This window comes from Amycolatopsis roodepoortensis (genome assembly GCF_024628825.1).
GTDB classification, from domain to species: Bacteria; Actinomycetota; Actinomycetes; order Mycobacteriales; family Pseudonocardiaceae; genus Amycolatopsis; species Amycolatopsis roodepoortensis.
On sequence record NZ_CP102415.1, the window covers coordinates 9478093 to 9489959 of the forward strand.

Here is an 11867-nt window from a genome sequence, read left to right on the forward strand (position 1 = left end):
GTTGGCGGGTCACAACCGCGGGTTGTGCGACCCGCTCAGAGGTCCCCGAGCGCGGTGACCGGGGACTCGACACAGTCGGCGACGAACCGCAGGAACCCGCCTGCGACCCCGCCGTCACACACCCGGTGGTCGAACGCCAGGGTCAGCTCGCAGATCTTGCGCGCCACGAGCGCGCCGTCGACCACCCAGGCGCGGTCGATGATCCGGCCGAGGCCGAGGATCGCCGCTTCCGGGTGATTGATGATCGCGGCCGAGCCGTCGACCCCGAACACTCCGTAGTTGTTGACCGTGAAGGTCCCGCCGGTGAGGCCCGCCGGGCCGAGTTTCCCTTCCCTGGCCTGCGTGGTCCGCTCTTCGATCGCGGCTGAAAGCTCCCTTGTGGACAGTGAGCCCGCGTCACGGACCACCGGTACGACGAGACCGCGGTCGGTCTGCGCGGCGAAACCGAGGTTGATGTCCCGCAGCTGCACGATCTCATCGCCCTCGACGCGCGAGTTCAGCTCCGGGTACTTCCGCAGGCCCGCCACGGCGAATCGGGCGACGAGACCCAAAAGGCTCACCGGGCGATCCGGTGCCGAGGCGTTGAGCGCCTTGCGCGCCGCGACGAGTCCGGTCGCGTCGACGTCGACCCAGACAGTCGCTTCGGGGATCTGACGGCGCGAAGTCGTCAGCTTGTCGGCGACCGCCTTGCGAACGCCGGTCAGCGGGATCCGAGTTTCGCCGTCCCTCTGTTCGGGCACGGTGAGCGCGGCTTCGACGTCGGCGCGCCGGATGATGCCGCCCGGGCCGCTGCCGGTCAGCTTTGTCAGGTCGATCTTGTTGTCCGCGGCCATCTTGCGGACGAACGGCGAGATCACGCCGGGCGCTTTCGACGGCTTTTCGGGAGCGGTGACGACGGTACGCGTCCGGCGGCGCCTCGTCGTGGTGGTCGTGCCGTAGCCGATGAGGACGTTGCCGCTGCCTTCGCTCGCGGTCGTCACGCCGGGTTCGGTGAAACCGGGGCCGATGGTGAGCAGGGGAGCGCCGACCGGCAGCGACTGACCGGGTTCGCCGTGGAGGCGGGTGACGACGCCGGCGAACGGCACCGGCACCTCGACCGCGGCCTTCGCGGTCTCCACTTCGACGACGGGCTGGTCGACGCCGACGGTGTCGCCCTCCGCGACCAGCCAGGTGACGATGGTGCCTTCGGTGAGCCCCTCACCGAGGTCCGGGAGCAGGAAGTCAGGCACCGGCCACCACCGGTTCGTCGTTCCACTGCAGCCGGGCGACGGTGTCCAGGATCCGGTCGACGTCCGGGAGCTGGTGGCGCTCCAATTTCGGCGGCGGATAGGGGATGTCGAGGCCGGTGACCCGCAGGACCGGCGCGTGCAGCTGGTGGAAGCACTGCTCGGTGACCCGGGCGACGACCTCGGCGCCGTAGCCGCCGAACCCGGCCGCCTCGTGGACGACGACCGCGCGCCCGGTGCGGCGCACCGAAGCGGTCACGGTCTCGTCGTCGAACGGGCTGAGCGACCGGAGATCGACGACCTCGACGTCCCAGCCTTCGGCGGTCGCGGCCTCCGCCGTCTCCAGTGCGGTGGCGACCATCGGGCCGTACGCGATCAGCGTGACGTCCTTGCCCTCGCGGCGCACGACCGCTCGGTCCATGGCCGCGCCCTCCCGGATGAAGGACACGGGTTCCTTCGACCAGTAGCGGCATTTGGGTTCGAGGAAGATCACCGGATCCGGTGAATCGATCGCGTCGCGCAGGAGGTCGTAGGCGTCCTGCGGAGTGCCGGGCGTGACGACGCGCAGGCCGGGCGTGTGGGTGTAGTAGGCCTCGCTCGAATCGCAGTGATGCTCGACTCCGCCGATCCCGCCCGCGTAGGGGATGCGGATGACCATCGGCAGCGACAACGCGCCGCGAGTGCGGTTCCGCAGCTTCGCGACGTGCGAGGTGATCTGCTCGAAGGCGGGGTAAGCGAAGGCGTCGAACTGCATTTCGACCACCGGCCGGAACCCGCCCATCGCCATCCCGACCGCGAAGCCGACGATGCCGGACTCGGCCAGCGGCGTGTCGAAACAGCGCTCCTCGCCGAAGTCGGCGGTGATGCCGTCGGTCACCCGGAACACGCCGCCGAGCGGGCCGACGTCTTCGCCGAAGATGAGCACGCGGTCGTCGTCCTTGACCGCGTCGCGCAGAGCGGCGTTGAGTGCCTGTGTCATCGAGATCTCGGTCATCAGGCCTCCAGTTCGGCGGCGACCAGCGCGCGCTGGGCGGCCAGTTGGCGGGTCGGGACGGCGTACACGTGCTCGAACAGCGACATCGGATCCGGCTCGACGTCGGCGTTGAGGGTGTCGCGCACCCCGGCGGCGAACGTCTCAGCCTCGGCCCGGAATCGCTCGATATCGTTGTCGGACAACAGGTTCTTGGTGGTGAGATAGGTTTCGAGACGGCGAACCGGGTCGGCCGCGCGCCACTTCTCGACCTCGGCCTGGTCGCGATAGCGGGTCGCGTCGTCGGCGTTGGTGTGCGCGTCGATCCGGTAGGTGTGCGCCTCCACCAGGACGGGCCCGCGACCGGACCGCGCGTGCGCGACGGCGTCGTCCAGCACGGAAAGGACCGCGACCGCGTCGTTGCCGTCGACCTGCTCGGAGCGGACGCCGTAGCCGACGCCCTTGTACGCCAGCGCGGGGGCGGCGCTCTGCTTCTCGAACGGCACGGAGATCGCGAAACCGTTGTTCTGCACGAAGAACACCACCGGCGCCTTGAACACGGCCGCGAAGTTGAGCGCCTCGTGGAAGTCGCCTTCGCTGGTGGCGCCGTCACCGATGAGCGCGAACGCGACGCTGTCTTCGCCGCGGCGCTGCATCGCGTGGGCGAGCCCGGCCGCGTGGAGGGTCTGGGTGGCCAGCGGCGTGCACTGCGGGGCGACACGGGTCTCGGCGGGGTCGTAGCCACAGTGCGCGTCGCCCCGAAGCAGCGTCAGGATCTCGCCCGGTTCGAGCCCGCGGGCGACGAGCGCGACGGAGTCACGGTAGGTGGGGAAGAGCCAGTCGGCGTCGGTGAGGGCCATCGCGCTCGCGACCTGGCAAGCCTCTTGGCCGGCACTCGAGGGGTAGACCGCGAGGCGGCCCTGCTTGGTCAAGGCGGTCGCCTGGGCGTCGAACCGGCGGCCGAGCACCATCAGCCGGTAGGCCTCGACGAGCCGCTCGGACGGCGGCTCGGAGTAGTGACCGTGCTCGTCGACGCGTGTGCCGTCCTCGGCGAGGAACCGCACCGGGACTTCGGACGGCAGCAACGCGGCGGCAGGGGTCTCCCGCGACATGGCGCAGCACCACCTTTCACAGACATATGATGCTGAGATGGTGGTTTCCGGAGTCCCAGTGTTCAAGAGGCACGCGAAATGAGCGACAAACTGTCCGCCGGATCGGTTCAGTCGAGCCAACCGTCCAGTAGTGGCGTGGCTCACGGGGCGGATCCGGGACGAACGGTCCTTGCCCTCGACGACATCGATCGCGCGATCCTCGCCGAACTGACCGCCGACGGCAGGCTCGCCGTCCGCGCCCTGGCGGAACGGCTGCACATCTCGCGCACCAACGCCTACGCGAGACTGGACCGGCTGATGGCCGAAGGCGTCATCACCGGCTTCGGCGCGAGGATCGATCCGCGGCGCGCCGGACTCGGGACGAGCGCGTACATCCTGATCACCGTCGAGCAGACGTCATGGCGGACGATGTCGGCCGAACTGCGGCAGATCCCGTTCGTCGAGCACGTCTCGCTCGTCGGCGGCGACTTCGACATCCTGCTGCTGGTACGGACGCCGGACAACGCTTCGCTGCGCGATGTCGTGCTGGAACGGCTGCAGGCGCTGGACGGCGTGCGGTCGACGCGGACCTGGCTGATCTTCGAGGAGCAGCCGGGCGCCGCCCCTCGTGAGTGGTAAGGACGGTTCTAACCGTCCTTACCACTCACGAGTCCGTGGGCAGCGGCCGGTCGTTGACCACCTGCTTCATCACGAGCGTCGAGTTCAGCCGCTGCACCCCCGGCAACGCGGACAGCACGTCGTCCTCGAGCCGCTGATACGCGGCGAGGTCGGCGGTGAGGATGCGCAGCAGATAGTCGGGGTCGCCGAACAGACGCTGCGCGAGCAGGACGTTCGGGATCCGCGCGACGGCGTCTTCGAAGCCCAGCAGCGTCTCGCGGTCCTCCTGCCGCATGGTGACGAACACGAGCGCCTCGAAGTTCAGCCCCAGCGCGGCCGGGTCGACCACCGCCCGGTACCCGCTGATCGTGCCGTCCCGTTCGAGTGCACGCAGCCGGCGGTGGCACGGTGACGCGCTCAACCGGACCCGCTGCGCCAGTTCGGTGAGCGTCAGGCGGCCCTCTTCCTGCAGGATGGCAAGAATCTTCCGGTCGACAGCGTCCATGGAGAAGATCCTTCCACGCTGTGCGCGATCCCAGGCGGAACTTGAAAGCACCTTCGGGCAGAGCGCGAATAGCTTTCGAAGATGCCTCTCGGATCCGTTCTCGCCTTCTGGGGCGTCGCCGCCCTCCTCATCGCGGTGCCCGGCGCGGACTGGGCGTTCACCATCAGTGCCGGGCTGCGTCGCCACGTCCTGCCCGCCGCCGGCGGCATCGTGCTCGGCTACCTGGCCATGACGATGGTGGTCGCGGCGGGGCTCGGCGTCGTCATCGCTTCGACGCCCGCCGCGTTGCTCTCGATCACCGTCGCGGGCGGGATCTACCTCGTCCGGCTCGGGTTCAAGACGGTGCGCGATCCCGCGGAGCCCTCCGGCGCTCCCGCCGACATCGGAAGTCGCTGTGGCACCTTGCTGGCGGGAATGGCGGTCAGCGGGCTGAATCCCAAGGGACTACTGATCTTCGTCGCGATGCTGCCGCAATTCACCGACCCGGGGGCGCGCTGGCCGGTATCGGTCCAGCTGGGGGTGCTCGGCCTGACGTTCGTCGGCACCTGTGCGGTGGTCTATCCGTGTGTCGGGGCGGGGGCACAAGCCCTGCTGCGCACCCGCCCCGCCGTGACACGGACCGTTTCGCGGATTTCGGGGGTTTCGATGATCCTGGTGGGAACGGTCCTGGTCGCCGAGCGACTAGTGGCCTGAGCTGCGGCAATCCGGTCACGCCGCCACCGGCCGACCTTCGCCTCGCGTCGGCGCTGTAACGGTCTTCGCCTTCCCGCCGAGTACAGGCGGGTTCGATGGCGGATGCGGAGGAATCATGGCGCGGGTCCTGCTCCTGCTGTCAGTAGCCGTGTCGTGCTTCGTGGCGGTCGCCTGCGCGAGGCCCGCTCCGCCGGCGCGACCACCCGTCACCGCCACGCCGACCACGAGCGTCGTGAGCACCTCGACGACAACCACACCGACCACGAGCAAGGTCCCGGCCAAGACGAAGGGGCGGGTGGCCTGCCGCAAGGACGAGAATCACTGCTCCGAACCGGGGACCGACACCAAATGCCAGACCGGCGGCTGCGTCAACGCCGGACGCGGGATGACACAACGTGACGTCGAGAAGCAGCGCGACGAGTGGCTCCGTCGGCATCCGGGTTGGTGCGCCGCGGGCGAGACCGGAGCGGTGGCCCCCTGTTGAACGACACACGCCATTCGGGTGATAACGGTTCGGCATTCGATGTATCTGACCTACTCCCCATTGACACCTTCCTACGATCGCGGCGACTGGGTGGAGGAATGCGGTGACGGTGGAGGGCGCGGGTCAGGACTACCTGACGCGGCAGATCGGGGCTCTGCTCGAAGCGATTCGGGAGGAGGGGCCGGTCGGCGAGGGCAGGCGCAGCTTCCGCCTCGCGGGGCATCTCGCGGCGGAGGGCGGATTCCACCTCGGCGACATCCTCGCCGCGACGGCGCAGCTGCTGGCGGTCCACGCGTGGAACAACGGCTACCTCGCCGCGGCGGAGCTGCTGACGCGTCGCATGCGGGATTTCGGTGCCGAATCGGTGGAGCTGGTGCGGTACCTCGTGCGCTTGGAGACCGGCTGTGAGCAGGGCTGGCTCCCGCACGCGGATCGCGACGAACTGATCGCCTACGCCCGGCGCGTCCAGCGTGCCGACATCGAGGAGCGCGCGCAGTCCATCGAGCCCTCGTTGCCCGGGGTCACCGATCCCGAGCGTCCTGATCGGATGGCCAGTGAGTCGTGAGATGGTGCTCGGGGTCCGCGAGGATGCCGCGGATCACCGAGCCTGCGGCCCCGCGAACGGCGGCTCCGGTGCCGAGCGCCGAGCGGACGACCCGCACCGGCGACCACGCCGTGCTGGGCACGCGGCGTTCCAGCTCGGCGAGGAGTGGCTCACGCAGCCACGGCTCCAGTCGCGCGTAGGTTCCGCCTAGCACCACCGCCGGAACGTCCATCAGATTGACCACAGTGGACAGTCCGACGCCGAGGTGCCCGGCGGCGGTGGTCACCGCGGAAACCGCCGCGCCGTCGCCGGATTCCAGCGCGGAGACGAGATCGTCCACCGTGTCCGCGCCCGCGAGCCGGAGGATCTCCTCCTGGCCCGCCATCCGTTCCAGGCAGCCGTTCGCGCCGCACGAACACGGCGGTCCGTCGGGCGCCACGGGCAGGTGGCCGATCTCGCCGCCCGCGCCGCGGACGCCTTCGAACAGGGCGCGGTCCAGCACGATGCCCGCGCCGATCCCGATCTCCCCGGACACGTGGACGAAATCCGGCAACGCCGAGCCGTGCCAGAGCTCCGCGAGGGCCGCGAAGTTCGCTTCGTTGGCGACGGTGAACGTTTCGCCGAGCCGGTCGGCGAGGTCGACGTCGCGCCAGCCCAGGTTGGGGGCGAGCCGCACGAGCCCGGATTCGACCAGGCCCGGAACCGCGATACCGACGCCGCCGACGGGGACACCGAGCGCGTCCGCCTGCTTCCGTGCTTTGCGCAGGAACGCCGAGACGCGCTGGAAGACGCGCGGGGTCCGGTTGTCCGCGTACCGGACCTCCTGCGCCCGGACGGTGCCGGTCAGGTCGACGAGGCAGGACGCCAGGTAGTCGACGCCGATTTCGATGCCGAGCCCATGCGGGCCGGTGGGGGAGAGCGACACCACGGTGCCGCGCCGTCCGGGGCCGGCGCGCTGTTCCGGCTCGCCTTCGGCCACGAGATCCGCCGCGATGAGGCGGTCGACCACGGCGGACACGGTGGCCTTCGTGAGTCCGGTGGCGGCGGCGAGGCCTGCCCGCGAAGTACCCGGCCCGTCCGCGATCGCGCCGAGGACGAGGGCGGCGTTGTGCTGCCGCACGGTGTGCTGTCCCGCCGGGCGCGTGCCGATCATCGCGCGATTGTATTCGTTCGATGCCTGAACGAAAGCCTTGACCCGCCCGAGTGCCGTCGATAAGTTCAGGCATCAAACTAATTGGGAGGCGAGATGGCTCAGGCACCGACGCGTGAGGACAAGTTCAGCTTCGGGCTGTGGACCGTGGGCTGGCAGGCGAACGACATGTTCGGCCCGGCGAGCCGTCCGCCGCTCGATCCGGTCGAAGCCGTGCACCGCCTTTCGGATCTCGGCGCCTGGGGGATCACCTTCCACGACGACGACCTCGTCCCGTTCGGCTCGGCCGACGCGGACCGCGCACGGCACCTCAAGCGCTTCCAGGGCGCGCTCGACGAGACCGGCCTCGTCGTCCCGATGGTCACCACGAACCTGTTCAGCCACCCCGTTTTCAAGGACGGCGGCCTCACCAGCAACGACCGAGACGTCCGCCGGTACGCGCTGCGGAAGGTACTGCGGAACCTCGACCTCGCCGCCGAACTCGGCGCGTCGACGTTCGTGCTCTGGGGCGGCCGCGAAGGCAGTGAAACCGATGCCGCGAAGGACGTCCGCGCGGCGATGGACCGCTACCGCGAGGGTATCGATTTCCTCGCCCAGTACGTCCTCGACCAGGGCTACGGCCTCCGGCTCGCGCTCGAACCGAAGCCGAACGAACCACGCGGCGACATCCTGCTGCCGACCATCGGGCACGCGCTGGCGTTCATCTCCACGCTGGACAACCACGAGATCGTCGGCGTGAACCCGGAGGTCGGGCACGAGCAGATGGCCGGGCTCAACATCGTCCACGGCATCGGGCAGGCCCTGTGGCAGGGCAAGCTGTTCCACATCGACCTCAACGGCCAGCGCGGCCCGCGGTTCGACCAGGACCTCGTGTTCGGGCACGGCGACGTCCTGTCGTCGTTCTTCCTGGTCGATCTGCTGGAGCACGGCGGCTACGACGGGCCGCGGCATTTCGACTACAAGCCGCTGCGCACGGAGAACATGGACGGCGTCTGGGCCAGTGCCGAGGCCAACATGGCGAGCTACCTCCTGTTCGCCGAGCGCGCCCGCGCGTTCCGCGCCGATCCCGAGGTGCGTGCCGCGCTGGAAACCGCGCTTGTCCCGGAACTGGCGACGCCGACCCTCGGCGAGGGCGAGACGGCGGCGGATCTGCTGGCCGACCGATCGGCGTTCGAGGACTTCGATCCGGACAAGGCCGCGGAACGCGGTTACGGCTTCATCCGCCTGTCCCAGCTGGCCCTCGAACACCTCACCGGGGCACGCTAGAACCGGTCGACGTCCAGGACGGCCTTGGCGAACTCCGCCGGGGCCTCCTGCGGGACGTTGTGGCCGATCCCGTTCAGTACGCGGTGCTCGTACTTGCCGGAGAACTTCGACCGGTACGCCTTCCCGTCGGTGTTCGGGCCGTCGAAATCGCTGCCGATGGTGATGGTGGGCACCGAAACCGCCGGCCCCTGCGCGAGTTTCGCTTCCAGCGCGTCGAGTTTCGGGTCGCCGTCGGCGAGGCTCAGCCGCCACCGGTAGTTGTGGATCACGATGGCGACGTGGTCCGGGTTGTCGAAGCAGGCGGCGGAACGGTCGTAGGTCGCGTCGTCGAAGGCCCACTTCGGCGAGGCGATCTTCCAGATCAGCTTGTTGAAGTCGTGGCGGTTCTTCGTGTAGCCGAGGATGCCGCGCTCGGTGGCGAAGTAGTACTGATACCACCAGCCGAGCTCGGCGGCCGGGGAGAGCGGCTGCTTGTTCGTCTCCCGGTTGGTGACCAGGTAGCCGCTCACCGAGACGAGCGCTTTGCACCGTTCGGGCCACAGCGCGGCGATGATGACGGCCGTGCGGGCGCCCCAGTCGAAGCCGCCGAAGACGGCCTTCTCGATCTTGAGGGCGTCCAGCAGCGCGACGATGTCGGCGGCGATCGCGGACTGCTGGCCGTTGCGGAACGTGTCCTTCGACAGGAACCGGGTCGGCCCGTAGCCGCGCAGGAACGGCACGATCACCCGGTACCCGGCCGCGACCAGGCGCGGGGTGACGTCGACGTAGCTGTGGATGTCGTAGGGCCAGCCGTGCAGGAGGACCACCACCGGACCGCCGGCGGGGCCCGCTTCGGCGTAACCGATGCTCAGTTCCCCGGCGTCGATCTGCTTGATCGGGCCGAACGACGTGTTACCGCCGGTCGTGGCGGGCGCGGCCGCCGGTGCCGCCGCGGGTTGGGCCGAGCAGCCCGCCACGGTGGCTCCCGCCGTGGCGGCGACGACGGCCTGCGCGAACCTTCTCCTGCTGAGCATCCTGATTCCTCCCGCGAAACGCCTGGTACGGGACGAAACTAGGAGGACGACTCCTGGCGCGGCGACCGTCGGACGACGTCACCGGTGTAAGTCACTAGGCGACTTCCGGCTCGACGTCCACGAAGGCCGCTTCCAGCCGGCGGATCCGGGCCCAGAACTCGGCCTCCCTGCCGGCCTCGAGTACGCCCAGATATCCACCGGGTACGACGCGCCCCACGAACGGCCCGGACGTCCAGACCCGCCAGCCGCCCGTGGCGTCGTCGCCCGAGGCGGACGCGGGATCGTCGGTGCCACGGATCGCCGCGATCGGGCACGGGAGCCGCGTCCTGGCGGGCCCGCGGTAGGCGTTCAGCAACTGGAGGTCGCCGAGAAGCAGGTCCAGCGCGTACTCCCAGCTTTCGGGCGAGTCGCGGTAGCCCGCGACGGGGGTGAGCCCGGTGCGGCCGAACACCCGTCCCATCGCCGACGCGCCCGCCTTGGCGTTCTTGTCCGGTGAGCGCCGCTGCGGGGCACACGCGTCGACGACGATCAGCGCGCCGGGGGCGACGCCGAGCCGTTGAGCGGTCTCCAACGCCACGAAGGCGCCCATTCCGAATCCGATCGCCACGGAACTGGAGAACCAGGCCCTCGGTGTCTCGGCGGCAAGGTGTGTGGCGAGTTCTTCGAGAGACGACGCCGGGGATTCCGCGAGCCGTTCTCCATGTCCGGGGTATTCGAAGGCTCGGAGATCCGCGTCGACCGCGCCCGCGAGCGCGTCGAACGCCCGGCTGATGCCGCCCGCGGGAGGAAACAGCAGGTAGCCGGGTCCGCGACTGTCTGATGTGGACAGTGAAACCAGTGCGGCCGTCATGATCCGAAAGATACGCGCGATTAACCCGAACGGGGTAACGGTTCGGATTCGACCAAGATCAATTCACCCGGCTGAGGGAGGTTTCGGCGAGAAGGCTGCCCGGCCGTGTCGTATCTGGCGCTTCCCGTTCGACGTCCTGATAAGAGCCGGAAGGAGAAAGCGATGAACACCACGACACTGGCCTCGACCACGCGGCTGAACCCGGTGAGCCGCACCCTGCCGGTTCTGCTGGCGATGGAGGACGACGCCGAAGACGTCGGCCGCCTGTCCCCGGACGACCGCCTGACCTGCCACGTGCACGGCCGCTGGATCCACCAGTGCGTGGCTTCCCCGCTGCACGTCAACCCGATCACGCGGCACCGCTGGTGCCGTTCGTGCGCGACCGCGCTGACCGTCTCCGTCGACGAGCTGTCCGGCGACGTCACGATGTCCTGTCCTCGGTGTGGCCACGGCGAAAGCGCCGCCTCGGCCCGTCTGATCGCCGCCTGTCGCGCGAGTTTGGCCGCGGCACGCCGCGGCGCCGGCGCGCGGGCGGCCTAAGCAGCCGTGCCGAGGATTCGCTCGATGATCAGATCGCGATCCCGCGGGCGGAGATAGAGATAGTGACCGGCGTCCGGCAGGATTTCGACGTCGGCATGGGGGAGCAGGCTTTCCAGCCGTGCCGCGGCCGCGGCGGAATCGTGCACGACGCTGTGCCCGCCGAACAACGCGAGCGTGGGAACTTCGATGGACCGCAACGCCTCCTCGGCCGGGCAGGCCTGGAACGGCACCCGGGCGCGATAGCAACGGATCCCGGCGAGCACGAGCCGGGCGGCGGGCTGATCGAAGACGTCCTCGCCGGCGGACCACGTCAAGAACCGGCGCCACAGCCGGTCGCTGTCGAGTACGGCGGCGACCAGGCCGTACAGGAACACCTTCCGCGTGAACGGCGCCGTGACGGTGGTCGCGTCCAGCAACGCGATGGAGCCGAGTCTGCCGGGCGCGTGGATCGCCTGGTTGACCGCGTGCCAGCCACCGGTCGAACCGCCGACGAGACGCACGCCGGTCAGCCCCAGGTCCTCGAAGACGTCGTCGAGGGCGCTCGCGCGGTCGCGGACGTCCTTGAACGGCACCTTCTGCACGCTGCGACCCGCTTCGCCGAGGGTGTCGATCGCGTAGACGGCGTGCCGTGACGCCAAGGCGGGAATCAGTGCCGCGAAGCAAGCCGAGGTCGCCAGGAGTCCGGGCAGCAGGACGATCGGAGTGCCACCGTCGCCGTAGCGGTAGACCCGCGTGGTGCCGTGACGGGTTTCGACGTCGAAGATCGCGTCCGGTTCCGGGCATTCGGCCATGGCGCGGTCATAGGCGGCGAAGTAGCGTTTTTCGGCCGCAGGATTCCTGAAACCCCCGATTTCGTTCATGAACGGAACGCTACGAAAGGCCGTCGTCCGGGTCTTGAACGAAAGTAAGATGACGGC

At 69.4% G+C, this 11867-nt stretch carries 14 protein-coding genes; 6 read left to right on the forward strand and 8 right to left on the reverse strand.

Going from position 1 to position 11867, the window contains the following annotated elements:
• Positions 1-35 precede the first annotated feature (35 nt).
• Genes NQK81_RS45180 through pdhA form a run of 3 tightly spaced genes read right to left on the reverse strand, consistent with a single transcriptional unit; the run spans position 36 to position 3308 of the window.
• Entirely contained in the window at positions 36-1229 is a 1194-nt protein-coding gene (locus NQK81_RS45180) for a dihydrolipoamide acetyltransferase family protein (protein ID WP_257486418.1), read from the reverse strand.
• Positions 1222-2220, reverse strand: coding sequence for an alpha-ketoacid dehydrogenase subunit beta (locus NQK81_RS45185; protein WP_257486419.1), 999 nt, complete (start codon positions 2218-2220; stop codon positions 1222-1224). Before NQK81_RS45185 ends, NQK81_RS45180 begins: the two co-directional genes overlap by 8 nt.
• Complete coding sequence (gene pdhA / locus NQK81_RS45190; protein ID WP_257486420.1) at positions 2220-3308, reverse strand: pyruvate dehydrogenase (acetyl-transferring) E1 component subunit alpha; 1089 nt, start codon at positions 3306-3308, stop codon at positions 2220-2222. Before pdhA ends, NQK81_RS45185 begins: the two co-directional genes overlap by 1 nt.
• Before the next feature lie 135 nt (positions 3309-3443).
• On the opposite strand from pdhA, the gene NQK81_RS45195 reads away from it, so the two are divergent.
• Positions 3444-3926 (forward strand): Lrp/AsnC family transcriptional regulator, encoded by a 483-nt coding sequence (locus NQK81_RS45195; RefSeq protein WP_257486421.1) that lies wholly within the window; start codon positions 3444-3446, stop codon positions 3924-3926.
• 25 nt (positions 3927-3951) lie between these two features.
• Here NQK81_RS45195 and NQK81_RS45200 read toward each other — a convergent pair whose 3' ends face one another.
• On the reverse strand, positions 3952-4410 hold the full coding sequence (locus NQK81_RS45200; protein WP_257486422.1) for an Lrp/AsnC family transcriptional regulator: 459 nt from the start codon (positions 4408-4410) through the stop codon (positions 3952-3954).
• Positions 4411-4491: 81 nt separating this feature from the next.
• Here NQK81_RS45200 and NQK81_RS45205 point away from each other — a divergent pair, with 81 nt between their 5' ends.
• From NQK81_RS45205 to NQK81_RS45215, 3 genes are all read left to right on the forward strand, one after another.
• Entirely contained in the window at positions 4492-5103 is a 612-nt protein-coding gene (locus NQK81_RS45205) for a LysE family translocator (protein WP_257486423.1), read from the forward strand.
• Between the two features lie 115 nt (positions 5104-5218).
• Positions 5219-5587: a hypothetical protein gene (locus NQK81_RS45210; RefSeq protein WP_257486424.1), complete on the forward strand. Its 369-nt coding sequence runs from the start codon at positions 5219-5221 to the stop codon at positions 5585-5587.
• A 103-nt stretch (positions 5588-5690) separates the two neighbouring features.
• Positions 5691-6152 (forward strand): hypothetical protein, encoded by a 462-nt coding sequence (locus tag NQK81_RS45215; RefSeq protein WP_257486425.1) that lies wholly within the window; start codon positions 5691-5693, stop codon positions 6150-6152.
• Here the strand turns inward: NQK81_RS45215 and NQK81_RS45220 are convergent.
• On the reverse strand, positions 6109-7284 hold the full coding sequence (locus NQK81_RS45220; protein WP_257486426.1) for an ROK family transcriptional regulator: 1176 nt from the start codon (positions 7282-7284) through the stop codon (positions 6109-6111). The genes NQK81_RS45215 and NQK81_RS45220 overlap by 44 nt on opposite strands.
• Positions 7285-7377: 93 nt before the next feature.
• On the opposite strand from NQK81_RS45220, the gene xylA reads away from it, so the two are divergent.
• A complete protein-coding gene (xylA, locus tag NQK81_RS45225) occupies positions 7378-8547 on the forward strand; it encodes a xylose isomerase (RefSeq protein WP_192742287.1) in 1170 nt (389 codons plus the stop codon).
• Here xylA and NQK81_RS45230 read toward each other — a convergent pair.
• Positions 8544-9560, reverse strand: coding sequence for an alpha/beta fold hydrolase (locus NQK81_RS45230; RefSeq protein WP_257486427.1), 1017 nt, complete (start codon positions 9558-9560; stop codon positions 8544-8546). The two genes, xylA and NQK81_RS45230, sit on opposite strands and share 4 nt — an antisense overlap.
• Positions 9561-9654: 94 nt before the next feature.
• Positions 9655-10410: a thioesterase II family protein gene (locus NQK81_RS45235; RefSeq protein WP_257486428.1), complete on the reverse strand. Its 756-nt coding sequence runs from the start codon at positions 10408-10410 to the stop codon at positions 9655-9657.
• 162 nt (positions 10411-10572) lie between these two features.
• Between NQK81_RS45235 and NQK81_RS45240 the strand changes: the two genes are divergently transcribed.
• Complete coding sequence (locus NQK81_RS45240) at positions 10573-10950, forward strand: hypothetical protein (protein ID WP_126735117.1); 378 nt, start codon at positions 10573-10575, stop codon at positions 10948-10950.
• Here the strand turns inward: NQK81_RS45240 and NQK81_RS45245 are convergent.
• Entirely contained in the window at positions 10947-11810 is an 864-nt protein-coding gene (locus tag NQK81_RS45245) for an alpha/beta fold hydrolase (protein WP_257486429.1), read from the reverse strand. The genes NQK81_RS45240 and NQK81_RS45245 overlap by 4 nt on opposite strands.
• Positions 11811-11867: the final 57 nt, after the last annotated feature.

Bases quoted from the DNA above. Each gene is read 5' to 3' on its own strand.
- NQK81_RS45230 (WP_257486427.1), bottom strand. From the start codon at position 9,560: ATGCTCAGCAGGAGAAGGTTCGCGCAGGCCGTCGTCGCCGCCACGGCG.
- NQK81_RS45185 (WP_257486419.1), bottom strand. From the start codon at position 2,220: ATGACCGAGATCTCGATGACACAGGCACTCAACGCCGCTCTGCGCGAC.
- NQK81_RS45210 (WP_257486424.1), top strand. From the start codon at position 5,219: ATGGCGCGGGTCCTGCTCCTGCTGTCAGTAGCCGTGTCGTGCTTCGTG.
- NQK81_RS45235 (WP_257486428.1), bottom strand. From the start codon at position 10,410: ATGACGGCCGCACTGGTTTCACTGTCCACATCAGACAGTCGCGGACCC.
- NQK81_RS45245 (WP_257486429.1), bottom strand. From the start codon at position 11,810: ATGAACGAAATCGGGGGTTTCAGGAATCCTGCGGCCGAAAAACGCTAC.
- NQK81_RS45240 (WP_126735117.1), top strand. From the start codon at position 10,573: ATGAACACCACGACACTGGCCTCGACCACGCGGCTGAACCCGGTGAGC.
- xylA (WP_192742287.1), top strand. From the start codon at position 7,378: ATGGCTCAGGCACCGACGCGTGAGGACAAGTTCAGCTTCGGGCTGTGG.
- NQK81_RS45220 (WP_257486426.1), bottom strand. From the start codon at position 7,284: ATGATCGGCACGCGCCCGGCGGGACAGCACACCGTGCGGCAGCACAAC.
- pdhA (WP_257486420.1), bottom strand. From the start codon at position 3,308: ATGTCGCGGGAGACCCCTGCCGCCGCGTTGCTGCCGTCCGAAGTCCCG.
- NQK81_RS45200 (WP_257486422.1), bottom strand. From the start codon at position 4,410: ATGGACGCTGTCGACCGGAAGATTCTTGCCATCCTGCAGGAAGAGGGC.
- NQK81_RS45205 (WP_257486423.1), top strand. From the start codon at position 4,492: ATGCCTCTCGGATCCGTTCTCGCCTTCTGGGGCGTCGCCGCCCTCCTC.